The following is a 23626-nucleotide window of genomic DNA, read 5'->3' as shown; positions in this document are numbered from 1 at the left end:
GCCTCCGTCTCGTCTTAGAGCAAGAGAGGCGCCCGGACGCCCGGCCCGGCGACGCGGCCGGCTGCGGCACCGCCCCGGTGGGCACCGAACGGATTGGGGAAGGCTCGGCATGACGCAACTGGTTTCGTTGTCCACCCCGGTGGACGTGCTCGGCATCGGCTTCGGCCCGTCGAACATGGCGCTCGCCATCGCCCTGGACGAGCTCGCCGCCGCCCGCGGCCGCACCCTCGGCCGCCTGTTCGTCGAGCGCCAGAGCGACTACAGCTGGCACGGCAACACCATCGTCGCGCAGAGCGAGCTGCAGATCTCCTTCCTCAAGGACCTCGTGTCCCTGCGCAACCCGACCAGCCCCTATTCCTTCATCAACTATCTCCACACCCAGGGCCGGCTGAGCGACTTCATCAACCTCAAGAGCTTCTTCCCCTGCCGCATGGAGTTCAACGACTACCTGCGCTGGGTGGCCGGGCACTTCGCCGACGACTGCCTGTACGGCGAGGAGGTGGTGGCCGTCGAGCCGGTCGAGGCCGGGCCGACGATCGACACGCTGAAGGTGCACACCCGCGACGCCCGCGGCCGCGACCACGCGCGCCTCGCCCGCTCGCTGGTGATCGGCATGGGCGGCACGCCGCGCATCCCCGCCCCCTTCGCGCCGCTGCGCGACGACCCGCGGGTGTTCCACTACGCCCGCTACCTCGAGGGCATGGCCGGGCTGCCGGCCGGCGGCCTGCGGCGCGTCGCCGTGATCGGCGGCGGCCAGAGCGCCGCCGAGGCCTTCGTCGACCTGAACGACGGGCACCCCGCGGCGGGCGTCGACCTGGTGGTGCGGGCCGCCGTCCTGCGGCCGTCCGACGACAGCCCGTTCGTCAACGAGATCTTCGCGCCGGCCGCCACCGACCGCATGTTCGCCCGCTCCGACGCGGCGCGGGAGCAGACCCTGCGCCACTACCGCAGCTCCAACTACTCCGTCGTCAATCCCAACCTGCTGGACCGCATCTACGCCATCTTCTACCGCCAGAAGGTGGCGCGCCGCGACCGCCACGCCCTGCTGTGCCGGCGGGAGGTGACGGCGGCGACCGCCGGCCCGGACGGCGTCGCCCTGGTGCTGCGCGACCTCGACACCGGCGCCTGCGAGACCCGCCGCTACGACGCGGTGGTGCTGGCGACCGGCTTCGAGCGCACCGTCCACCGCACCCTCCTGGAACCGCTGGCGGAGCACCTGGACGGCATGAGGGTGGACCGCAACTACCGCCTGCTCGCCGACGAACGGCTGACGGCGCCGGTGTTCCTGCAGGGCTACTGCGAGTCGTCGCACGGGTTGAGCGACACCCTGCTGTCCGTGCTGCCGATGCGGGCCGCCGAGATCGCCGGGTCCCTGCTGGACGCGCTGGCCGCGACGGCGCCCGAGCGGCGCCCCTTCGCCGAGGCCGGCCGCGCCCTGCACGTGGGGAACCTGTGACGCATGCCCTGGGCGGGCGGGGAACGCCGGTCGCGCCATGACCGGCCCGGGCGGTGCCGGCTGGCGGCGGCCTTCGCGCTGCTGGCGGCGCTCGCCGCGCCGGCGGCGGTGAGCGCGCCGCCGCGCGGCGGCCTCCTCGCGATGGCGGAGGTCGCCCGCTTCACGGCCGCGCAGATCGACGCGGCGGTCGGCGACGAGATGGCGCTGGTCGGTCCCGCGGCGTGCGACGTCGGGGTCTTCGACCTGCGCTACGCCACCGTTGGCGTCCACGGCGAGCCGGCGGACGCCTCCGCGGTCCTGCTGCTGCCAAGCGGCTCGCCGGCGTGCGCCGGGGACGTGCCGCTGCTGGGCTGGGCCCGCGGCACCGAGACCCGCCGGACGGCGGCGCAGGCCGACCGGGCGGCGGAGGTCGCCAACTCGCCCCTGGCCGCCTTCTACGCCGCCAAGGGTTACGCGGTCGCCGCCACCGACTATCTCGGCCTGGGCCGGTCGGGCTATCCGTTCCATCCCTACCTGCACGCCGGGTCCGAGGCGACGGCGATCGTCGACGCCCTGCGGGCGGCCCGGCAGGCGGCGCGCCTGGTCAAGGCCGATCTGTCCGGCCAGGTCATGCTGGCCGGGTATTCCCAGGGGGGGCACGCCACGCTGGCGGCCCAGCGGGCGATCGAGCGGGACCACGCCGACGAGTTCGACCTGGTCGCCAGCGCGCCGATGGCCGGCCCCTACTACCCGTCGCGGATCGTCCTCGACGGCTGGTCGGGCGGCGGTTCCGCCGCCGATCCGCTGGCACCGCTGCTGCTGTCCTACACGCTGGTCTCCTACGAGCGCGCCTACGGCGGCCTCTACCGGCGCCCCGGGGAGGTCTTCCGGCCGCCCTTCGCCGAGCGGGTCGAGGCGCTGTTCCCCGGCCCCTGGGGCGTGTTCGAGCTGGCCGAGAACGCCCCCTTCGCCGGCGTGGCCGACCTGGACGCGGTGCGGACCCCCGCCTTCGCCCGGGCGGTCGAGCGGCGGCCGGACCACCCGTTCCGGGCGGCGCTGCGGCGCAATGACCTGCTGGACGGCTGGACGCCGCGGACGCCGACGCTGCTGTGCGGCGCCCGGCGCGACGCGGTCGTCCCGTTCGCGAGCACCCTGGAGGCGGCCCGCGCCTTCGCCGGGGCGCCGGTGACCGTGGTCGACGTCGACCCGCAGATCCCGGCCGGTGTCGACGGTGTCGAGGCCCACGCCGGCTGGGGCGCCTATCTCTGCTACGCCGCCGCCCGGCAGCGCCTGTTCGACGGCGTCCGGCGGCGGGGCCACCAGATCGGAACCGAGGCACGATGACCGCCATCCCCGCCGACACGAACCGCCGCCTCGTCCTGCCGCTGCCCGACGGCGGCTCCGTCACCATCGAGGGCGAGGGCGGGCGCCGCACCCTGCGGGTCGGGGAGCGTCCGCCGGTCGCGCTGGAGATCGCCGAACCGGCGGAGACGCCGTCGCTGCGCCTCGCCGGTCCCGCTCCCGCGGCGGCCGACCTCTGGGGGGCGGCCTACTGGGCCTTCTCCCGACGTCCGGACTGCGCCCGCGTCCTCTGGCCCGAACTCGCGGGCTGCGCCGAGGCGGCGGCCAGCGGACTGGTGGCGCCGCGGACCGACGGGCCGGGCTGGCAGAGCCTGCGCGCCATGTTCTGGCAGCTGCCCCGGCCCTGGCGGGCGGGCGGATCGGCGGCCGGCTACCCCCTCGCCTTCACGCTGACCGACGGCAGGCGTCATCCCATCCGCCCGCCCAAGCCCGCCGGAACGGTCTACCGCCGCTTCGACGCCCGGCTGGGCGCCTGGGTGTCGCTGCGCACCCTCGACATCGACGGCGACCTCGTCCGCTTCAACCGCTGGCAGAACACGCCGCGGGTCCTGCGGTTCTGGCAGGAGGGCGGCGACCTCGCGGCGCACCGGGCCTATCTGGCGCGGCTGGCCGCCGATCCCCACACGCTGACCCTGATCGGCTGCTTCGACGACGAGCCCTTCGCCTATTTCGAGGCCTACTGGGCCAAAGAGGACCGCATCGCGCCCTTCTACCCGGCCGGCGATCACGACCGCGGGGTGCACATGCTGGTGGGGGAGCAGGCCCATCGCGGTCCCCACAGGGTCGCGAGCTGGCTGCCGGCCCTCGTCCACTATCTGTTCCTCGACGAACCGCGGACGCAGACCGTGGTGGCCGAGCCGCGCGCCGACAACCAGGTCATGATCGGCTACATGCAGGCCCACGGCTTCAACCGGGACAAGGAGTTCGACTTCCCGCACAAGCGCGCGGCCCTGATGGCGCTGAGCCGGGAGCGCTTCTTCGACCGCTGCCGGCTGTCCTGATCGGCCGGCATCCGGCGGTTCCGGTCCGGGCCGCATGTGGCAACGCGGCACCCCGCCCGCGGCCGTCGGTGCGCCGCCACGGGCGCCGCCGAATCCGAGCTTGACACCCAACGGCTCCTCCGACAGCTTGCAGGCCTCCGAGTGGCCGAGCCGCCGAAGCTCTCCTGGCGTCCATTCCGCCCGAGATTGGCAGGTCCGGAGTATTCGCTCCGCTGGGACACAATCGTCGTGTTGGCCGCTCGTCTTCGTTTGCGCGGTTCAGATCAGGATTGCAGGGATGTTGGCAAGCGACCCGTCGATGAGCGCCGTTTCTCCCCCGTGGCTGGGTTGTGCGACGTTGGTCGACGCGCTGGACCGTGCGGCCCGGGGCGAGGGTGGCCTCAGCTTCCATTCGGGACGCGGACAGCTGGTCGAGGGCGTGACCTATCGCGCCCTTGCCGGGCAGGCCCGCATCCTGGGCCGGCGCATGCTGAACGCGGGCTTCGCCCGGGGCGAACGGGTGGCGCTGATTGCCGAGATGAACGCCGACTTCGTGCGGGCGTTCTTCGCGTGCATCGTCGCCGGGCTCACGCCGGTGCCGTTGCCGCCGCCCATGGCGCTGGGCGGCCGCGACCGCTACGTCGCCCACATCCGCGGCATGCTGACGGTGGCGCGGGTGTCCGGCGTGCTGGCCCCGTCGCCGCTGGTCGAGTGGATGGCCGAAGCGGCCGACGGGTTGGGTCTGCGGACCGTCGGCGACCTCTCGGCCTTCGACGCGGTGGCCGAGGACGGCGCCGAGCTGCCGGCCGTCGCCGCGGAGGACGTCGCCTTCCTGCAGTTCTCGTCGGGCAGCACGCGCTTTCCCCACGGGGTGACGATCACCCATCGGGCGCTGATGGCCAACGCGCACGCGATCGCGCTGCACGGCCTGAAGATCGTCCCCAGCGACCGCTGCGTGTCGTGGCTGCCCTTCTACCACGACATGGGCCTCGTCGGATTCCTGCTGACGCCGGTCGTCACCGGCACGACCGTCGACTATCTGCCGACCCACGAGTTCGCCCGCCGGCCCCTGACCTGGCTGTCGCTGATCTCGCGCAACCGCGGGACGTTGTCCTACAGCCCGAGCTTCGGCTACGAGCTGTGCGCGCGGCGCGCCGGCAACAGCCTGCCGGAGGGGCTCGACCTCTCCACTTGGCGCGGTGCCGGCATCGGCGGTGACATGATCCGCCCCCACATCCTGGCCCGCTTCGCCGAGACCTTCCGGGCCTGCGGCTTCGACGCCGGCGCCTTCGTGCCCAGCTACGGCATGGCGGAAACGACGCTGGCGGTCAGCTTCGCCCCGCTCGGCCGCGGCGTGGACGTGGACCGGGTGGACATGGACCGCCTGGAGGGACTGCAGCACGCGGCGGCGCCGGCCACGCCCGACTCGCGGGCCCGCGACTTCGTCCTCTGCGGACCGCCGCTGCCGGGCTACACCGCGGAGATCCGCGACAGCGACGGCCGGGTGCTCGACGAGCGGCGGGTCGGCCGGATCTTCGTGCGCGGCCCCAGCCTGATGCGCGAGTACTTCGAGAACCCGGAGGAGACGGCCCGGGTGCTGTCGGCCGACGGCTGGCTCGATACCGGCGACCTCGGCTACCGGCTCGGCTCGTCGCTGGTCATCACCGGGCGCGCCAAGGATCTCATCCTGGTCAACGGCCGCAACATCTGGCCGCAGGACCTGGAGTGGAGCGCCGAGCACGTCGACGGCCTGCGCAGCGGCGACGCCGCGGCCTTCTCCATCGACGACGGCGGCGACTCCGAACGGATCATCGTCCTCGTCCATTGCCGGACCGCCACGCCCGAAGGCCGGCAGGCGCTGAGGGCCGCGGTCGGCGGCGCGTTGAACAGCGCCCACGGCGTCGATGCGACGGTGGTGCTGGTGCCGCCGCACAGCCTGCCGCAGACCTCGTCCGGCAAGCTCAGCCGCAGCCGCGCCCGCCAGCTCTTTCTGACGGGGGCCTTCGGGGAGGGGCTTTGACGCGGCTCGCCGCGGTCACCGGCGGCACGGGCTTCCTCGGACGCGCCGTGGTGGCGGCCCTGGTCCGCCGCGGCTGGCGCGTCCGCCTGCTGGCGCGCCGCGACCCGGCGCACCCGCAGCTTCCCGCCCAGGGCGTCGAGGTGGTCCGCGGCGACCTCGACGATCCCGAGTCGCTGCGTGTCCTGGTGCGCGGCGCCGCCGCGGTGGTGCATGGCGCCGGCCTGATCAAGGCGCCGTCGCGGTCGCGGTTCTTCGCCGTCAACGGCGACGGGGCCGGCCGGCTCGCCGCGGCGGTGGCCGCCGCGGCCCCCGCCGCCCGGCTGGTCGCCGTATCCTCCCTGGCGGCGCGCGAGCCGCAGCTGTCCGACTACGCCGCCAGCAAGCGCGCCGGCGAGGAGGCGCTCCGCGCCGCCGCGGCCGCGGTGGCGTGGACCATCGTCCGGCCGCCGGCGATCTACGGCCCGTGGGACCGCGAGACCCTGGCCGTCTTCCGGGCCGCCCGCGGGCCGCTGCTTCCGCTGTTCCACGGTCCGGAGTCGCGGGTCTGCCTGATCCACGTCGACGACGCCACCGCGGCGGTGGCCGCGCTGTGCGACGGCGGCCCGACCGGCCGGATCTTCGAGCTCAGCGACGCGCGGCGGGAGGGCTACCCGTGGACCACCGTCCTCCGGGCGGCCGCCGCGGCGAGCGGCGGCACGCCCCGCCTGGTGCGCGTCCCGCCGGCCGTGGTGCGGTTGGGCGGCGCGGTCGCCGGGGCGCTGGGCCGGCTGGGCGGCGGCTCCCCCATGCTGACCGCCGGCAAGGCGCGCGAGATCCTGCACCCGGACTGGTCGTCGGCGGCGGAGCGCCAGCCGCCGACGGAGCTGTGGACTCCGGCGATCGCGCTGGACGACGGGTTCGCCGCCACCGTCCGCTGGTACCGCGACGCCGGCTGGTTGTGAACGCCGTTCAGCCCCCCTGCCGTCGGGCGTACCCCCCATACCGTTGCGCTTATGCATCGGTATGGGGGCCATGAAATCGAAAAGGTTGAAGCCTTGGTGGGATTATTTTTACAGTTCGGCGACACGTGGGCGTTCCGAACCCCGACACGTTGATAGGTTCAACCATTCATGCCGGCATCTCCGTCGCCCGATCCAGATCCCGACCGAAACCGCGAGATCATTTCCACCATCATCGAAATGATGGATGGTCTGCCGCAACCGCCAAGCAATGTCGGTCCTGAGACGAACATCGTGCACGACCTCGGCCTCGATTCGCTCGCAGTCATGAATTTCGTCATGACTCTCGAGGACCGGTTCGACGTATCCATTCCCATGGACCGCCTGGTGGGGATCGAGACCGTCGGTGATCTTGCTGCGGTGATCGCGGACCTCAAGAGGTGCTGACCCCGACATGAGCATTCTCGCCAAGTTCTCGTCCCTCCGGGATTCGTACGATGCCGTGCGGGCCGCTGGGAACAACCCCTTCGCCGTGCGATTCGACGCGATCCGCTCGCCGACCGAAGGGATACTCAACGGCCAGCCGGTCATCCTGCTGGGGACGAACAACTATCTCGGCCTGACCTTCGACCCCTCCTGCATCGAGCAGGCGGCCGACGCGGTCCGCCGGGCCGGCACCGGCACCACCGGGTCGCGCATCGCCAACGGCACCTACGATGGCCACGCCGAACTGGAGCGCCGCCTCGCCGCGTTCTACGGCTGCCAGTCGGCGATGCTGTTCTCCACGGGCTACCAGGCCAACCTCGGCATCCTGTCGACGGTGGCCGGCCGCGGCGATCACATCCTGATCGACGCCGACAGCCACGCCAGCATCTACGACGGATGCCGCCTCGGCCAGGCGGAGGTCATCCGCTTCCGCCACAACGATCCCGACGATCTGGCGCGCCGCCTGCGCCGGCTCAAGGGCGCCGAAGGCAGCCGCCTGATCGTCGTCGAGGGCATCTACAGCATGCTCGGCGACACCGCGCCGCTGAAGGAGATCGCCGAGGTCAAGCGCGAGTGGGGCGCCCATCTGCTGGTGGACGAGGCGCACTCGCTCGGCGTGCTGGGCCCGCGCGGCCGCGGCCTCGCCGAGGAGGCCGGCGTCGAGGCCGACGTCGACTTCATCGTCGGCACCTTCAGCAAGAGCCTGGGGGCGGTCGGCGGCTTCTGCGTCTCCAACCTGCCGGATTTCGACGTGCTGCGCGTCGCCTGCCGGCCGTACATGTTCACGGCCTCGCTGCCGCCGTCGGTGATCGCGTCGGTGCTGCAGGCGCTGACCCGGGTCGAGGAGGAGCCGGGCCTGCGCACCCGCCTGCGCGAGAACGCCCAGCGCCTCTACGGCGGGCTTGCGGCCGAGGGCTTCGTGCTGGGGCCGCAGGTCAACCCCGTCGTCTCGGTGCGCATGCCCTCGACCGAGGTCGCCATCGCCTTCTGGAACCGGCTGCTCGACGCCGGGATCTACCTCAACTTGGCCCTGCCGCCGGCGACGCCGGACAATTTCCCGCTCCTGCGTTCGAGCGTCAGCGCCGCCCACACGCCCGAGCAGATCGACGCCGCCGTCGCGGCGATCACCTACATCGGGCGCCAGATGGGCGTGGTCACGCCCTCCCTGGCCTGCGCGGCGGCGCAGTAGCCGCGTTCAGCGGATGACGCCGTCGCGGCGCAGGCGCCACAGCACCACGGGAGCGGCGAGGAGCGGGTGGCGCCGCTCCCAGTCGGAGATCGCCACGGGGCGGCCGCTGTGCCGCTCCAGCTTCCACAGGATGTAGTCGACGCCGTTCTCGAAGGTGGCGAGCGCCTTGGCGAGCCGCAGGAGGTTCAGCAGCTTGCCGGCGCGGCGGCGCACGGCCCAGGCGCGCCGGGCCGCCCCGTGGTCGACGAGCGGACGGAGCCGGCCGTCGGCGTCCGACTCGGCGGCGATTCCGGCGTCAGCGAGCGCCAGCGGCAGCAGGCGGCGGTAGCGCTCCGCCGCCCAGTCGTGGACGAGGTCGGGACGGTTGCCGCGTTCGGCCCGCAGCTCGGCGCCGTAGGTGTGGCGGAACAGCCCGGTCCAGTACTCCGCCGCGGTGCCGCGGTCCGGTCCCAGCCCGACCGCCCAGCGCGCCGCCGTGGCGATCGCCGTGGCGACGGCGTCGACGGCGGCGGCGCGGCAGTCCGCGTCGCGGGCGTGGAGCAGCGCCGCCGGCTGGCAGAAGCGGGCCCACACCGTGGTGTCGACCCCGTTCCCCCGCACGGCGCGGGCGAACGCCGCCGTTCCCATGACCGCCACCTTGGCGCGCACCCGGCCCGCCCCGAACGGCACCTCCAGGTAGGACACGGTGGGCGGCAGCAGGGTGTTCAGGACGGCCGGCCACAGGCGGCCGTGGAAGGCGCGCAGCCGGTCGGTGAGGACGTAGACGTCGAGGATGCCGTCGGCGTCGCCGGTGCGCAGGCAGGAGCCGTAGAACAGCACCGCCGCCACCGCCGCGCCGTGCCGGGCGACGATGGCGTCGGCGAGGGCGCGCGCCTGCGCCATGACCGGCCGCTCCAGCTCGGCGGCGGCGGCGGCGGCCAGGGGGCGGCTCATGGCACCACGAAGCCGATGCGCCCGCCGGCCGACAGCCGGATGCCCCTCGGGCCGGGCTCGAACGCCTCGCCGTCGACGATGAAGGGGCGGTCCAGCTCGATGTCGATCGCGCGCGCCCGGCCGCTGGCGTAGCCCGCCTCGATCATCCACGGCCGCGGCCGGCCGAGCAGGGTCGGCAGGAGGGCGGTCGCCAGGCGCGGCGGCGGCGCCGGGATGTCGAGCCAGCGCAGCGGCGCGCCGCCCTCGCCCCAGAACGGCCGGATGTTCAGCACCAGGCTGTCGAGCGTCGTCGCCAGCGTCAGGAAGTGGCGGCCCGCACGCTGCCAGCCGCCGTCGATCTGGAGGCGCATCGCGTCGCCATCCATCAGGGCGCGCCGTTCCCGGCCGAACAGCACGGAACCGGTCATGGCGGCGATCGACAGGGCGACCGCCGCGGCGTTGGCGATGCCCACCCGGTGGACGTGGCTGTTGGCGAGCCGGGTGCCCGCGGCGAACCCGGCGGCGCCGAACAGGAAGCCGCGGATGCGGCGCTCCGGCGCGTCGCGCCACGCCACGTCCAGCACGGGGCATTCGATCCGCCGCAACGTGCGGCGGCGGGCGCCGTCGAGCAGGCGGGTCAGTTCCGCCGGGACGTTCCGGTGCCGACGCCCGGCCACCCCGACGACCCGTGCGGCGAGGTTGGTCTTGCCGGCCGGCAGCAGGGCGAGATCCGGCGGGTCGTCGCCGTAGACCTGCGGCAGGGCGGTCAGGATCTCGCGGATCGTCCCGTCGCCGCCGCTCACCGCGAGCACGCGGACCTCGCGCCGGCGGAACTCGCGCAGCGCCTCGGCCAGCTCGTCCGCGCTCCGCGGCTGCGCCTGCGGCAGGTCGCCGAACCCGGCCAAGGCGGCGTCGAGGCCGCCGCCCGCGTTGTGGCGGCTGCGCGGGTTGCCGATGAAGCCGACCCGTGCCGGTGCGGGCGCGGCGCGGCGCGGGCGTGCGGACTCGACAGGGCGGCCGGCGCCGGGCAATGGTAGGTCGACGATCCCGCTCTCCACGCTCATGTCCTCGTGATGCCGCACGGCTTCCGCTTCGCCCATCTGTCCGATCCGCACCTGCCCCTGCCGCCGGGCCTGCCGGCCCGGCTGCGCCACCTCGCGGGGAAGCGATTGTTAGGCTTCCTGTCCTGGCGGCGCAAGCGGCACCGCCTCCACCTGCCCGATGTTCTCGCGGCACTGCTGGCCGACGTCGAGCGCCACGCCCCCGACCACGTCGTCGTCACCGGCGACCTCGTCAACATCGCGCTGCCCGACGAGTTCGAGCTGGCGCGCCTGTGGCTGGAAGGGCTGGGGGCTCCCGAGCGGGTGTCGGTGGTGCCGGGCAACCACGACGCCACCGTGGCCGTCCCCTGGGGCATCGGCCTGGGGCGCTGGCAGCCGTGGATGACGGGAGACGGCGCGGACGCCGGCGGCCCCGCCGGCTTCCCCTATGTCCGGATCCGCGGCCCGGTGGCGTTCGTCGGCGTCTCCACCGCGGTGCCGACCCTGCCGCTGCTCGCCACCGGCACGGTGGGGACGGCGCAGCGCGCCCGCGTCGAGGCGGTGCTGAACGAGCTGGCGGCGCGTGGCCTCTTCCGGGTCGTCCTCATGCATCACCCACCCCTGCCGGTCGGCGGCGGCGCCCGCAAGGGACTGACCGACCGCCGCGCCGTGCAGGGCGTTCTGGCCCGCGCCGGGGCCGAGCTGGTGCTGCACGGACATCACCACCGCAACCACCGCGGCCTCCTGCCGGGCCCCGGCGGTCGATCGATACCGGTGGTCGGCGTGGCGTCGGCCTCGGGCGCCGAAGGGCACGCCCATCCGGCGCGCTGGATCCAGTTCACGGTGACGGCGCGCGGGGAGGGCGGCTGGCACCTCGCGGCGCTGGTCCGCGGCTACGGCGCCGGCGGCTTCGGGACGGCCGAGCGGTTCGCCGTGTCCTACGACGCCCCGGCGCTGGCGGTCTGCGGCCAGCCGGCCGTCAGTAGTGGATGGTGATGGCGACGTCGTTGTCGCCGGGATGGGCGGTGATCCGCGCCGAGTCGTAGCTGGGGATGCCGAGCAGGGTCGGCGCGTCGTTGGAGACGCCGTAGCCTTCGGCGGGCAGGCCGAGGAGCGTGCGGTTGAAGTCGCGGTCGTCGTTCTCGTCGTGGTACAGGGCGACGGCGTAGGCGCTGCGCGGCGGCACGGCGAGGCAGACATCGGTCAGGCCGGCGCGGGCCGGTGCCCGCACCCGCGCGAGCTTGCGTCCGGGTGCCAGGAAGTCGGCGGGAACGTCGCCGTACACGGTCACGGTGACCGTGCCGCGGTCGTTGCGCACGCCGGACACCGCCACGTGCAGCCGCACTTGGTCCGGCGCGTCGGTGCACGGGGCCGCCTCGCCGGTCAGCACCGGCTCGGCCGAAGCCATCCCCATGCCGACCAGCAGCGCCGGCACGCCGAACAGGAAACGCAAAGACGGCATGAGTGGGAACCCTGGAAGACGCGGCGGGCGGCGTTTGATTTGCGTTTCACTCGCGACCGCCATACATAGGGCTTTTACCCCGTCCTGCCGCTCAGGACCACCCGGGATGAAACCCATGTCGAACGCGACGATGCGGAAGTTCGGCCATCCGCACACGCTGCTGGCGCAGACGCCGCACTGGTGCGTTCTCGTGCGTCCGCAGCAGGTCACCCTCGGATCGCTCGTCCTCGCCTGCCGCGAGCCGGTCACCAGCTTCGGGGCGGTGAGCCCGGCCGCCTTCGCCGACCTGCAGGCGGTGGTGGCGCGCATCGAGGCGACGCTGGCGGCCTTCGTCTGCTACGACAAGATCAACTATCTCATGCTGATGATGGTGGACCCCGACGTCCACTTCCACGTCATCCCGCGCTACCAGGGTGTGCGCCGGTTCGAGGGACTGGAGGTCCCGGACGCCGGCTGGCCCGGTCCGCCGGCGCTGGGCACGGCGGTGGCGCCGGAGGCCGACGCGTTGGACCGCCTCGTGGCGGCGCTGCGCACGGCCTGGGGCGAGACCGCTGCATGAGATCGGACGAACCCGCCCCTTCCGCTGGACGCCTCGGAATGCCGTGCGCCTGATCGACCGCTACATCCTGGTGCAGACGGCGAAGCCGCTCGGCGTGTCGCTGGCGGTGGTGCTCATCGCCCTCGTGCTCGAGCGGCTGCTGCGCCTGTTCGACCTGCTGGCCACCCAGGGAAAGCAGTTCGGGCAGATCATGAACATGCTGGTCAACCTGGTGCCGCACTATCTCGGTCTGGCGCTGCCGGCGGCGTTCTTCATCAGCATCTTCCTCGTGTCGGCACGCTTCAGCGAGGACAGCGAGCTGGACGCCCTGCACGGCTGCGGCCTGTCGGTGCGGCGGTTCAGCCGGCCGTTCCTCGGCCTCGGCGTCCTGCTGACGGTGTTCAGCGTGGCGCTCTACGGCTACATCCAGCCCTATTCCCGCTACACCTACCGGTCGATCTTCCACGTCGTCACCAACGCCGCCTGGGACGCGTCGGTCACCGCCGGCACCTTCATCGACGCCGGCAACGGCTACACCGTCTACGCCGACCGGCTGGACCGCGACGGGCGCCGGCTGGAACGCGTGTTCATCCACGAGACGCGGCCCACCGGCACCGAGGTCACGACGACCGCCGAGTCGGGGTTCCTCCAGGCGAGCGCCGACAGCGACTTCCTGCGGCTGCGGCTGCACAACGTGGTGCAGATCCGGACGGCCCCCGGGGAGAACCCGGCGGCCGTCGCCTTCGACGAGCTGCTGGTCGACCACCGCTTCCCGCGCGACATCCCGCTGTTCCGCAGCCGCGGCGACAGCGAGCGGGAGCTGACGATGACCGAGCTGCGCCGGGAGATGGCCGACCCCGGCGCGCCGGTGCCGCACAGCCGGCTCGTCGCCGAGTTCCACGCCCGTCTGGTGCGTTCGGTGTCGCTGATGCTTCTGCCCATGCTGGCGGTGCCCATGGGGATGGCGGCGAAGCGGTCGTTCCGCTGGCAGGGAATCGCCGTCGCCGCCGTCATCCTGCTCCTCTACCACCATGCCGTGCAGTTCGGCGAGAGCCTGGGCGACCTCGGCCGGGTGCCGCCGGTCCTCAGCCTGTGGGGGCCGTTCGCCGTCTTCGCCGCCCTGTGCCTCGCCCTCTACCTGATGGCCGACCGCCGGCCGGGCGTGAACCCCTTCGAACCGGTGTTCGAGGCGGTGGACGGCGTGGTCCGGCGGGTGCGGCGCCTGCTGCCGCGCCGGAGGGTGGCGACGTGACGCTCGCCGCCTACTTCACGCGCGCCTTCGTCGGCCGCTTCTGCGCCGTGCTGTTCGGCCTGGGGGCGCTGCTGCAGCTCCTCGACCTGATGGACAAGATGGGCGACGTGCTGGAGCGGGGGCACGGCACCGCCGACCTGCTGTCCTACGTCGTCCTGCGGCTGCCGCTGATCCTCAACCAGCTCGTCCCGCTGGCGGTGCTGATCGGCGCCCTCCTCGCCTTCATGTCCTTCGCGCAGCGCGGCGAGGTGATCGCCCTGCGGTCGATCGGCGCGTCGTCCTGGCGGCTGTTCGCGACCCTGCTGCCGGCGGTCGCCGCGATCGTCGCCCTGCACTTCGTGCTGATGGACCAGTTGGCCCCGCGCGCCGAGCAGGCGCTGCAGGCCTGGTGGGAGGCGCGGCCGGCGCCGCCCAGCGAGGAGGCGAAGCCCGCCGAGCCGGTGTGGATGCGCGCAGGGAGCAGCATCGTCGCCGTGCGGGCGGTGCGCGACGACGGCCGGCGCCTGGAGGGGGTGACCATCGTCCGCCGCGACGAGTTGGGCCGGGCGACGGCGCGTCTGGTCGCGGACGAGGCCCGCTGGGCCGACGGCGGCTGGGTGCTGCACGACGTCGACGCCTTCACCCTGCGCAAGGACACGCAGTCGCAGCGGCACGACGCGGTGCTGCCCTGGCCCGACGGCCCGGCACCGGAGAACGTCGCCTTCGTCGCCGATCCGACCGAGTTCCTGTCGATCGACCGGCTGCGCACCATCGTCGAGGGGGTGTGGTCGGGGACGCGCGACGTCGCCTTCTACGAGGTCCAGGTGCAGCGGATCTTCTCGATTCCCGCCTCATCCTTCGTCATGCTGCTGCTCGCCCAGCCGGCGCTGCACGGCATGCGCCGCAGCCGCGGCTTCGGCGCCGGCATGGCCGCCGGTCTCGCCCTCGGGCTGCTGTTCATGGTGTTCCAGGGACTGCTGTCGGCGTTCGCCGAAGCCGATCTGCTGCCGCCCCTGCTGGCGGTGTGGTTCCCCCTGGCGATCTTTGCGCTTATCGGCGGCGCGATCCTGCTTTATCTGGAAGAGTGATCGGCTGGACAGGAACGGGGAGCGCATTCGACATGCCCGGTTGGAACGGACGGACCTACGACCTCGGCCGCATGAGCCTGCGGGAGCTCCTGGTGGCCTACGCGACCTATCCGGCCATCCAGGTCTACGCCGCCGCGGCCGCCGTCGGCGCGGCCCTGGCCGTCGCCTGGAGCGACGGGGGCGGGCGCACGGCGCTGGCGGCCCTGCTCGTCGTCGTCCTCTATCCCTTCATCGAATACGGGCTGCACCGCTTCATCCTGCACGCGCGCTTCCTCTACAAGTCGCCGCTGACGGCCGCGCTGTGGAAGCGCATCCATTTCGACCACCACCAGGACCCCCACCGGCTGGACGTCCTGTTCGGGTCGCTCGCCAACACCCTGCCGCTCATCCTGGTCATCGGCCTGTCCCTGGGCTGGGCGGTCGACGGCCGGGCCGGCGCCGCCGCCGCGGTCGCCAGCGCCATGGTCGTGATGTGCGTCTACGAGTTCTGCCACTGCATGCAGCACCTGAACGTGAAGCCGAAGAACCGCCTGCTGCTGCGCATCAAGCAGCGCCACCTGGCGCACCATTTCCACGACGAGAACAGCAACTTCGGCATCACCTCCTTCCTCGTCGACCGGCTGGCCGGCACCCTGTCGGACGACGCGCGGGCGACGCCGCGCAGCCCGACCGTCTTCAACCTGGGCTACGATCTGGACGAGGCGCGCCGCTACCCCTGGGTCGCCGAGCTGACCGGGGCGCCGCCGCGCGACCGGCCGCCGCGCGCCCACGAGGAGGTGGCCCCGTCGTGAACGGCGTGATCGAGGCCGCGGCCCCCGGCGCGCCGGTCCGGCGCGGCGCCGCCGGCGTCTCCGTCGAGCCGGTGGGCGGCCGGGCCGACCTGGACCGCTTCATCCGCGTCCCCTTCGCCCTGCACGGCGACGATCCGACCTGGGTGCCGCCGCTGATGCTGGAGCGCCGCGAGGCCCTGTCGCCGGCGAAGAACCCCTATTTCCGCCACGCCGAGGCGGCGTTCTGGATCGCCCGGCGGGGCGGCCGCGACGTCGGCCGGATCAGCGCCCAGATCGATCGCCTGACGCCGGCCGGCACCGGCCATTTCGGGCTGCTGGCGGCGGTGGACGACGCGGAGGTGGTGGCGGCCCTCATGGGCACGGCGGAGGAGTGGCTGCGCGCCCGGGGCGTGGCGCGGGTCCTGGGACCGTTCAACCTGTCGATCAACGAGGAAACCGGGCTCCTCGTCGACGGCTTCGACACGCCGCCCATGCTGATGATGGGGCACGACCGTCCTTATCTCGGCCCGTTGGTGGAGCGTGCCGGCTACGTCAAGGCCAAGGACATGCTGGCCTATCTCAGCCTCGGCCCCGATCTGCCGGCGCGGGTGGCGGCGGTGGTGCAGAGGCCTCTCCCGGCCAACGTTCGCGTCCGTCCGCTGCGCATGGCGGACTACCGGGCCGAGATCGCCGCGCTGACCGCGATCTTCAACGACGCCTGGAGCGGGAACTGGGGCTTCATTCCGCTGACCGACGACGAGGTGGACCATATGGCGCGGCAGATGAAGCCGCTGATCCATGAACGCCTCGTCTGGTTCGCGGAGGTCGATGGCCAGCCCGCTGCCTTCGCCGTGTGCCTGCCCAACCTGAACGAGGCGATCCACGACCTCGGCGGACGCCTGTTCCCGTTCGGCTGGGCGAAGCTGCTGTGGCGGCTGAAGGTGTCCGGGGTGCGCAGCGGCCGCGTGCCGCTGATGGGCGTGCGGCGCCGGTATGCCAGCAGCCTGACCGGCTCGCTGCTCGCCTTCCACGTGATCGCCGCGCTCCGCCGGGAATCGGCGGCCATGGGGCTTCACCGCATCGAGATGTCCTGGGTGCTGGAGGACAACCTGCCCATGCGGCGCATCGCCGAGGCCGTCACCGGGCGCGCCTACAAGACCTACCGGGTCTACGAGAAGGCGCTGTGATCGCGTCGATGACGGCGATCGTCCTGGCCGGCAGCCGCGGTCCGGCCGATCCGGTGGCCGTGGCGGCCGGCGTCTCCCACAAGGCGCTGGCGCTGGTCGCCGGCGAGCCGATGCTGGCCCGCGTGCTGGCTACCCTGACGGCGGTCCCCCGCATCGGCCATGTGGCGGTGGTGATCGAACGGCCGGATCTCGTCCTGACCCACCCGGCCTTCGCCCGCTTCGTCGAACAGGGCACCCTGTCCGTCCTCCCCGCCGCCCCGTCGCCGAGCCGCAGCGTGCTGGCGGCGCTCGACGCGCTCGCCTCGCCCTTTCCGTGCCTGGTGACGACCGCCGACCATCCGCTGCTGACGCCGGAGATGGTCGAGCATTTCTGGTCCCGGCTGCCATCGGACGCCGATGCCGCGGTGGCGCTCGCCGGCGCGGCGACGATCCAGGCCGCGCATCCCGGCACCCGGCGCACCTATCTTCGCTTTGCCGACGGGCCGGTCAGCGGCTGCAACCTGTTCGCTCTGCGCACGCCGGCGGCGCGTTCGGTGGTGGCGTTCTGGCGTCGGGTCGAGCAGGACCGCAAGAAGCCGTGGCGGATGATCCGCCTACTCGGTCCCGGCACGCTGCTGTCCTTCGCGCTGGGGCGGCTGCGGCTCGACGCCGCGCTGGCGGCGTTCGGCCGGAAGACCGGCACGACGCTGGCGGCGGTGGACATGCCCTTCGCCGACGCCGCCGTCGACGTCGACAAGGCGGACGACCTGGCGCTCGCCGAGGCGATCCTGAGGCGGCGCGGTTAGAGCGGGATCGCTCCAGGTGGAATCACCGGGAGCGATCTTGCTCCAGGGGTGCACCGTCGGGTCTATTCCGCCGCGGGCAGCGCGCCGAAGCGGCCCGCGGCGACCCAGGACTCGACGAGACGGCGGGCGTGCTCGGCGTCGGCCAGGAAGTCGACCTCGCCCCACTGCAGGCCCTCGATGGACAGGGCTTCCACCCCCTCGCCGCTCTGGGCCAGCCGGTCGATCACCGAGAGGTACCAGCGGCGGATGCCGTCCGGCTCGCGCAGGACGGTCTGGATCGCCGCGGCGAAGCGGGCGCCGCCGTCGCCGCGGAACATCAGCATGCCGATGGACTCGCCGTCCACGCTGTCGAGCGGCAGGGTCTTGCCGATGGCGCGCAGCCGGCGCCCGCCGTCGAGGCACACCTTCATGTCGTCGGCGTCGTACTGCGCCTTGCGGTCCATGGTGACCGTCACCGGCGCGGTCGCCCGCTCCAGCACCCGGCCCAGCACCGCCGGCTCGAACAGGGTGTCGCCGTTCAGCAGCAGGAAGTCGCCGGCCATCTCCGGCAGGGCGACGAAGCAGCTGCCGATGTTGTCGGCCACGTTGTAGAAGGGGTTGTAGAGGGTGCGGACGGCGAGGCCGGGAATGCGGACGCCGGCGAGCACCGTTTCGACCGCCTCCGCCGCGTAGCCGATGACCACGACCGCCTCGTCGATGCCGTTGGCGGCGAGCGCGCGGAGCTGCCACTCCAGCAGCGAGCGGCCGGCCAGCGGCAGGAGGCACTTGGGGCGGGATTCGGTCAGCGGCAGGAGACGCTTGCCCTGGCCGGCGCTGAGGATGACTGCCTTCACGGAGAGATGTCCATGGAACGTGCTTGGGAAACCCGACGCCGCAGCCGGCGCCGGGAGGAGCGGATGGCCGTCCCGGCCCGCCTCACCGTGCCATCCACGATTCCAGCGGCCCGCTGCGGCGGGCCGCCAGGGCCTGGACGATCTGCACCGTGTGCACCAGCAGCGAGGCCACGGTCCAGACGGCGACGGCCACCATGCCGAGGTCCGGCCGGCCGGCCAGGGCGCCGACGGTGAGGAGGATCAGGTTCGGGTTGCGCCGTGCGGTGATCAGCCGGAACCAGCTGTCGAACGGCCGCCAGATGTGGATCTGCATCTTGAACAGGGCGAGGAACAGCCCTTCCTGCAGGCGCTGCAGGACGTAGCCGCCGGTCACCACGACGAGGATCAGCCACGGCTGGTCGAGCGGCAGCCCGACCGTTCCCAGGCCGACGATCCAGGCCCAGTACCAGAAGGGCGGATGGATCAGGTCGATGCCGTGGTCGTAGACGTTGCCCAGCTTGGTCGAGGTCATCGTCACGCGGGCGAGCTTGCCGTCCACCGTGTCGAGGAAGGTCATGCCCCACGCCATGGCCAGCCCGGCCAGGAACCAGCCGTTCCAGAACGCCGCCATGGCGACGAGCACCAGGACGAGGCTGAGGGAGGTCACGGCGTTGGGGGTGATCCCGAGGTCGGCGCACCAGCGGGTGACGCGCAGCGCCGGCGCCGGCCAGACATATTTCGTGACGAGGTCGGTGACGCCCTTGTAGGAGCCGGAGAACATCCGCCGCTCGACCGACGGCAGCGTCTGCTCGGTCAGCGGCACCAGGTACGGCTTCTCCCGCTTGCGCAGGGCGCGGTTGTAGACGGAGCTGAGCGCCGACGGCGTGACGGCGCGCAGCCCTTCGGGCAGCGGGCCGCCGTCGGTCAGCAGCGCGGCCGCCGCCGCGGCGTGGCCGGGGTCGACGTTGGCCGCGACCGGCCGGCCGTCGTCGGTGGTCAGCACGGTGTTGCGGGCGCCGGCGAGGTCGGCGACCAGCACCGCGTCGTAGACGTGGTCGTCGCGCATCAGCAGGTTGCGCCGTCCGGGGGCCGCCCGGCCCTCCCAGGGCTGGACCTCGCTCACCCCGGCGCGGCCCAGGGAGCGGCGCAGGCGTTCGGCCGAGGTCATCCCCCACAGCCGCACCTGGCAGCTGCCGACGATCAGCCCAAGGGGTGGAAGTCCGGGGTCGACCACCGTGTCGCCCTCGGTCGCTGCCTGAACCACGACGTCGCTCACCGGGATGCTGCCCTCATCACACGTCCGCATTGCCGACCGGGGACCGGGTCCGGCGCCTACCGGCGCCGGACGGTACGGTCCCGGAGCGACCGGCGACCGATTGTTAGGATACCGATCCGGGCGACGCAAGCGGCATGACGCGGCGCGTCGTCCCGGACGGGCAACCGCCCCCTGTCCGCCACCCCTTGTCCGCCGCCGCCGCTTCCGTCAATGTCGGCGGGTTCGTCACGGCCGAGGAAATGGAATGGACATGCTCCGCGTCGCCGGCGGCCGGCTCCCTCCGTCGTCGGGCCGAGGTGCGGAGCGCGGCCCGTTCGCGCGGCTGATCCGCAACGTCTCGGTCCTGCTGACCGGCAAGTCGCTGAACGGGGTGCTGAGCCTCGCCTACACCGCGCTGGCGGCCCGCGCCCTCGGGCTGGAGGGGCTGGGGCTGCTGGTGCTCGTCCACGCCTACGCCCAGGCCGTGGGGGAACTCGCCAAGTTCCAGTCCTGGCAGGCGGTCCTGCGCTACGGCGCGATGGCGCTGCGCCAGGACGACACCGCCCATCTCGGCCGCATCATCCGCGCCACCATGCGGCTCGACCTGCTCAGCGCCACCGTCGGCGTCGTCGTCGGCGGCGCCGTGGCGTGGCTGGCCGGGCCGTGGCTCGGCTGGCCGGCGGAACTGGCGCCGCTGGTCGCCCTCTACACCGTCTCCTCCGCCTTCATGGTGGGCGGCACGTCGGTCGGCGTCCTGCGCCTGTTCGACCGCTTCGACCTGCTGGCCTTCCAGAACACCAGCGGCTCGCTGGTCCGCCTCGTCGGCGCGGCGCTGCTGTACGGGGTGGGCGGCGGCCTCGAGGCGTTCCTGGCGGTGTGGTTCGCCGCCACCCTGGTGGCCGGCCTGCTGCAGATCGCTTCGGCCTGGCGCGAGCTGCGCCGCCGCGGCGTGCGCGTGGCGGGACGCGGACCGCGGCGCCCGCTCACCGCGGACCATGCCGATTTCTGGCGCTTCGTCTGGTCGACCAACCTGACCGCCACCATCGCCCTGGCGCCCAACCAGTTCGCCACGCTCGGCGTCGGTTTCCTGCTCGGGCCGGCCGCCGCCGGGCTCTACCGGATCGCCCGCCAGCTCGGCGAGGCCCTGACCAAGCCGGCCAAGCTGCTGGTGCCGGTGATCTATCCGGAGTTCGCCCGGCTCTCGGCGGAGGAGGACCTGGCCAGCCTGCGGCGCCTCGTCCTGCAGGCGGTGGCGCTGTCGGCGGCGGTCAGCGTGGCGGTCCTGGCGGTCCTGGCGGCCGCGGGGGAGGCGATCCTGGTGCTGATCGCCGGCCCGCCGTTCGCCGCCGGCTACCCGGTCATGCTCATGCTCGGCGTGGCCGCCTCGATCACCCTGTGGAGCTTTCCCCTGGAGCCGCTGCTGATGGCGACCGGACGGGTCGGGCCGGCCCTGCGCACCCGGCTGGCCAGCGCGCTCACCCACGCCGGGCTGCTCGTCGTCCTGGTGTGGGCGGTCGGCCTGAACGGCGCCGGTCTGGCCGCCATCGCCGGCGCGCTGACCGGCTTCGTCGGGCTGCTGCTGCCGACCTGGAGTTGGCTCAGGAGGGCGCCCGATCCGCGATGACCGCGGTGAACAGGGCGTCCAGGGCGGCCCCCGCCCGGTCCACCGAGAAGTCGGCGGCGCGGGCGCGCAGGGCCGGACGGTCGGCACCGGCGTCGAGGACGGTGCGGATCGCCGCCGCCAGGGCCGCGTCGTCGCCCACCGGCACCAGCGGGCCGAGCGCCCCGCCACCCAGCACCTCGGCGCTGCCGCCGGGGCAGTCGGTGCTGACCACCGGGCAGCCGCACGCCATCGCCTCGATGAGCACGCCGGGCATGCCCTCCCAGCGCGACGACAGGACGAACGCCGCCGCCGCGCCCATGTAGGGCAGGGGGTTGGCGACGAAGCCGGGCAGGGCGAACGCGTCGCCGAAGCCGAGCCGGCCGGCGAGGCGGGTCAGCGCCTCCCGCTCCTCGCCGTCGCCGAGGATGAGCAGGCGCGCCGGCCGCTCCCCGCGCAGCCGCGCCACGGCGCGGACCAGGGTGGCGAAGTCCTTCTGCGGCGCCAGCCGGCCGACGCCCAGCACGACCGGCGGCTCGCCCGGAGCGAACCAGGGATGGTCCGCCGGCTCCGTCATGCGCTGCGCCGCGTCGCGGCCGATCACCGGGTTGGGGACGACGTGGACGCGGCCGGCGAGCCGCGGCTGCAGCGCCGTCAGCTCCGCGGCGATCGCCTGGGAGACCGCGGCCACCGCGGCGGCGCGCGGGTAGGTCCAGCGGACGGCCAGCCGCTTCAGGCGGTCGGACAGGCTGCGCCGGGTCGCCGACACGGAGTTGCTGGCGCGCAGCACCAGGCGTACCTCCGGGCAGCGGGCCAGGGCGTGGGCGGCGGCGGCGGCCAGCGCCGTGTGGTTCGCCGCCGCCATCAGCACCGCCGGGCGCTCCGCGCGCAGATAGGCGGCGAGGGCGGGGACGACGGCGCGCACCCGGCGGCGGCGGCGGCCGCGGACCCACGGCAGGCGGGCCAGCCGGCCACCCAGGTCGACCACGCGGACGCCGGCCGGCACCTCCGGCCGCAGCGGCCCCTCGTCGAGGGCGACCAGCAGGTCGATCCGCCAGCCGCGGCGGACCAGCTCGCCGGCGAGGGCGAGGCTGCGCCGCTGGGCGCCCCCCATCTCGAAGCCGTGCAGGAAGAAGGCCGCCCGGCGGGACGCCGGGGCGGGTGGGTTGTGCGCGTTCATGACCTGTGGTCCTCCCGTGGCGGCGATGTCTACCACCGCCGTGGGCGCGGGGCGAGGGGCCAGGCCGCGGCCGGCGCGTATCCGCCATGCGCGCCGGACCGGCGCCGGGTCCGCCGTGAAAGATCGTGGCACGACGGCCGCATCCGGTTCCGACGAACGGCCGATCACCTACGGACAGGTTGCGGAATTGTTACCATCGGGGCCATACGGAAAGACACGCACCCGCCGTGAAGAGGAGCCGGCCATGATCGACAAGCTGATGAGCCTGGGCCTGCTCGCCATGGTCACCCTGCTGTTCCCGGTGATCTGGGCGGTCACCTCCCGCGACGCCCCGGGCGCGGCGATCCCGTGCGAGCCGGCGTCGCCGCCCGGCCGAACCTGAGGCCGCCCGCTCATTCCCCGCGGTATGCTTCGCGATGGATCGCCGTCAGCGCCCGCCCGTCGGCGCCGATGACGCCGCGGTACATGCCGGAGCAGTTGAAGGGCAGCGCCACGCGCCCGTCGCGATCGACGGCGATCAGCCCGCCCGACCCGCCGAGCGCCCCCAGCTCCTCCACCACGGCGGACGCGGCCCGCTCCAGCGTGTGTCCGGCCCAGCGCATGCGGGCGTCGATCTCATGGGCGGCGCAGCGGCGGATGAAATGCTCGCCGTGGCCGGTGGCGGAGACCGCGCAGGTGGCGTTGTCGGCGAAGGTGCCGGCGCCGATCACCGGACTGTCGCCGACCCGCCCCTTGGCCTTGGCGGTCATGCCGCCGGTCGAGGTTGCCGCCGCCAGATGGCCGTCGCGGTCGCGGGCCACCGCGCCGACGGTGCCGTGGCGGCGCTGCTCGTCGCCGTCGTCGGGCGCCCCACTGCGCCGGCGCTCCAGTTCGGCCTGGAGGGCGTCCCAGCGCGGCTGGGTGAAGAAGTAGGGCGCCTCCTCCATCGCCAGGCCGCGGCGGCGGCACAGCTCCATCGCGCCGTCGCCGATGAGCAGCACGTGGTCGCTGTGCTCCATCACCGCGCGGGCGGCGAGGATCGGGTTGCGCGGACCGAACAGGCCGGCGACGGCGCCGGCGGCGCGGTCGCGGCCGTCCATGACCGCCGCGTCCATCTCCTGCCGGCCCTCCGCGGTGAAGACGGCGCCGCGGCCGGCGTTGAACAGCGGATCGTCCTCGAGGGCCATCACGGCACGGGTGACGGCGTCCAAGGCGCTGCCGCCGTCCGCCAGCACCGCATGGCCGGCGGCGAGCGCCCGGCGCAGGCCGGCGTGGTAGGCCGCGGTCAGCTCCGCGGTCAGGGCGTCGCGCCGGATGGTGCCGGCGCCGCCATGGATGGCGAGGGCGAAGGGCTGCGGATCGCACTGGGTCATGGGT

The 23626-nt window shown here is 73.6% G+C and carries 23 protein-coding genes; 16 read left to right on the top strand and 7 right to left on the bottom strand.

Features of this window, described 5'->3' with window-relative positions:
- Positions 1–109: 109 nt before the first annotated feature.
- From ACSBPG_RS22010 to spt, 7 genes are all read left to right on the top strand, one after another.
- Positions 110–1456: a lysine N(6)-hydroxylase/L-ornithine N(5)-oxygenase family protein gene (locus tag ACSBPG_RS22010; protein ID WP_435539365.1), complete on the top strand. Its 1347-nt coding sequence runs from the start codon at positions 110–112 to the stop codon at positions 1454–1456.
- Positions 1457–1459: 3 nt separating this feature from the next.
- Entirely contained in the window at positions 1460–2779 is a 1320-nt protein-coding gene (locus ACSBPG_RS22005) for a lipase family protein (RefSeq protein WP_435539364.1), read from the top strand.
- Positions 2776–3798: a GNAT family N-acetyltransferase gene (locus ACSBPG_RS22000; RefSeq protein WP_435539363.1), complete on the top strand. Its 1023-nt coding sequence runs from the start codon at positions 2776–2778 to the stop codon at positions 3796–3798. Before ACSBPG_RS22005 ends, ACSBPG_RS22000 begins: the two co-directional genes overlap by 4 nt.
- A gap of 277 nt (positions 3799–4075) precedes the next feature.
- Positions 4076–5797, top strand: coding sequence for a fatty acyl-AMP ligase (locus tag ACSBPG_RS21995; protein ID WP_435539362.1), 1722 nt, complete (start codon positions 4076–4078; stop codon positions 5795–5797).
- Positions 5794–6738, top strand: a complete 945-nt coding sequence (locus tag ACSBPG_RS21990; protein ID WP_435539361.1) for an NAD-dependent epimerase/dehydratase family protein — start codon at positions 5794–5796, stop codon at positions 6736–6738. The genes ACSBPG_RS21995 and ACSBPG_RS21990 overlap by 4 nt, the downstream gene beginning before the upstream one ends.
- Before the next feature lie 168 nt (positions 6739–6906).
- Entirely contained in the window at positions 6907–7182 is a 276-nt protein-coding gene (locus ACSBPG_RS21985) for an acyl carrier protein (RefSeq protein WP_435539360.1), read from the top strand.
- Positions 7183–7189: 7 nt separating this feature from the next.
- Positions 7190–8410 (top strand): serine palmitoyltransferase, encoded by a 1221-nt coding sequence (gene spt / locus ACSBPG_RS21980; protein ID WP_435539359.1) that lies wholly within the window; start codon positions 7190–7192, stop codon positions 8408–8410.
- Between the two features lie 6 nt (positions 8411–8416).
- On the opposite strand, the gene ACSBPG_RS21975 is transcribed toward spt, so the two are convergent.
- Positions 8417–9343: a hypothetical protein gene (locus ACSBPG_RS21975; RefSeq protein WP_435539358.1), complete on the bottom strand. Its 927-nt coding sequence runs from the start codon at positions 9341–9343 to the stop codon at positions 8417–8419.
- Positions 9340–10422 carry a diacylglycerol kinase family protein gene (locus ACSBPG_RS21970; protein WP_435539357.1) on the bottom strand — a complete coding sequence of 361 codons (1083 nt, stop codon included), beginning with the start codon at positions 10420–10422 and terminating at the stop codon, positions 9340–9342. Before ACSBPG_RS21970 ends, ACSBPG_RS21975 begins: the two co-directional genes overlap by 4 nt.
- On the opposite strand from ACSBPG_RS21970, the gene ACSBPG_RS21965 reads away from it, so the two are divergent.
- Positions 10396–11358: a metallophosphoesterase family protein gene (locus ACSBPG_RS21965; RefSeq protein ID WP_435539356.1), complete on the top strand. Its 963-nt coding sequence runs from the start codon at positions 10396–10398 to the stop codon at positions 11356–11358. The genes ACSBPG_RS21970 and ACSBPG_RS21965 overlap by 27 nt on opposite strands.
- Here the strand turns inward: ACSBPG_RS21965 and ACSBPG_RS21960 are convergent.
- Positions 11342–11824 carry a DUF2141 domain-containing protein gene (locus ACSBPG_RS21960; RefSeq protein WP_435539355.1) on the bottom strand — a complete coding sequence of 161 codons (483 nt, stop codon included), beginning with the start codon at positions 11822–11824 and terminating at the stop codon, positions 11342–11344. The genes ACSBPG_RS21965 and ACSBPG_RS21960 overlap by 17 nt on opposite strands.
- 115 nt (positions 11825–11939) lie before the next feature.
- On the opposite strand from ACSBPG_RS21960, the gene ACSBPG_RS21955 reads away from it, so the two are divergent.
- From ACSBPG_RS21955 to ACSBPG_RS21930, 6 genes are read left to right on the top strand one after another with little or no spacing between them, the layout of a single operon-like run.
- Entirely contained in the window at positions 11940–12383 is a 444-nt protein-coding gene (locus tag ACSBPG_RS21955; RefSeq protein WP_435539354.1) for an HIT family protein, read from the top strand.
- A 43-nt stretch (positions 12384–12426) separates the two neighbouring features.
- A complete protein-coding gene (locus ACSBPG_RS21950; protein ID WP_435539353.1) occupies positions 12427–13614 on the top strand; it encodes an LptF/LptG family permease in 1188 nt (395 codons plus the stop codon).
- Positions 13611–14681, top strand: a complete 1071-nt coding sequence (lptG, locus tag ACSBPG_RS21945; RefSeq protein WP_435539352.1) for an LPS export ABC transporter permease LptG — start codon at positions 13611–13613, stop codon at positions 14679–14681. Before ACSBPG_RS21950 ends, lptG begins: the two co-directional genes overlap by 4 nt.
- A gap of 32 nt (positions 14682–14713) precedes the next feature.
- Complete coding sequence (locus tag ACSBPG_RS21940; RefSeq protein WP_435539351.1) at positions 14714–15472, top strand: sterol desaturase family protein; 759 nt, start codon at positions 14714–14716, stop codon at positions 15470–15472.
- Complete coding sequence (locus tag ACSBPG_RS21935; RefSeq protein WP_435539350.1) at positions 15469–16638, top strand: dATP pyrophosphohydrolase; 1170 nt, start codon at positions 15469–15471, stop codon at positions 16636–16638. The genes ACSBPG_RS21940 and ACSBPG_RS21935 overlap by 4 nt, the downstream gene beginning before the upstream one ends.
- Entirely contained in the window at positions 16635–17423 is a 789-nt protein-coding gene (locus tag ACSBPG_RS21930) for a nucleotidyltransferase family protein (RefSeq protein WP_435539349.1), read from the top strand. Before ACSBPG_RS21935 ends, ACSBPG_RS21930 begins: the two co-directional genes overlap by 4 nt.
- Before the next feature lie 62 nt (positions 17424–17485).
- On the opposite strand, the gene ACSBPG_RS21925 is transcribed toward ACSBPG_RS21930, so the two are convergent.
- Positions 17486–18256 carry an NTP transferase domain-containing protein gene (locus ACSBPG_RS21925; protein WP_435539348.1) on the bottom strand — a complete coding sequence of 257 codons (771 nt, stop codon included), beginning with the start codon at positions 18254–18256 and terminating at the stop codon, positions 17486–17488.
- An 82-nt stretch (positions 18257–18338) separates the two neighbouring features.
- Complete coding sequence (locus ACSBPG_RS21920; protein WP_435539347.1) at positions 18339–19499, bottom strand: CDP-alcohol phosphatidyltransferase family protein; 1161 nt, start codon at positions 19497–19499, stop codon at positions 18339–18341.
- Between the two features lie 256 nt (positions 19500–19755).
- On the opposite strand from ACSBPG_RS21920, the gene ACSBPG_RS21915 reads away from it, so the two are divergent.
- Positions 19756–21114, top strand: coding sequence for a lipopolysaccharide biosynthesis protein (locus ACSBPG_RS21915; RefSeq protein ID WP_435539346.1), 1359 nt, complete (start codon positions 19756–19758; stop codon positions 21112–21114).
- Here the strand turns inward: ACSBPG_RS21915 and ACSBPG_RS21910 are convergent.
- Positions 21089–22270, bottom strand: coding sequence for a glycosyltransferase (locus ACSBPG_RS21910; RefSeq protein WP_435539345.1), 1182 nt, complete (start codon positions 22268–22270; stop codon positions 21089–21091). The genes ACSBPG_RS21915 and ACSBPG_RS21910 overlap by 26 nt on opposite strands.
- A 244-nt stretch (positions 22271–22514) precedes the next feature.
- Between ACSBPG_RS21910 and ACSBPG_RS21905 the strand changes: the two genes are divergently transcribed.
- Complete coding sequence (locus ACSBPG_RS21905) at positions 22515–22652, top strand: hypothetical protein (protein ID WP_435539344.1); 138 nt, start codon at positions 22515–22517, stop codon at positions 22650–22652.
- A gap of 10 nt (positions 22653–22662) precedes the next feature.
- Here ACSBPG_RS21905 and ACSBPG_RS21900 read toward each other — a convergent pair whose 3' ends face one another.
- A complete protein-coding gene (locus tag ACSBPG_RS21900) occupies positions 22663–23622 on the bottom strand; it encodes an isoaspartyl peptidase/L-asparaginase family protein (RefSeq protein WP_435539343.1) in 960 nt (319 codons plus the stop codon).
- Positions 23623–23626 lie beyond the last annotated feature (4 nt).

This window comes from Azospirillum sp. ST 5-10 (genome assembly GCF_051225715.1).
GTDB lineage: Bacteria > Pseudomonadota > Alphaproteobacteria > Azospirillales > Azospirillaceae > Azospirillum.
This window is presented reverse-complemented; position numbering and strand designations above follow the sequence as displayed.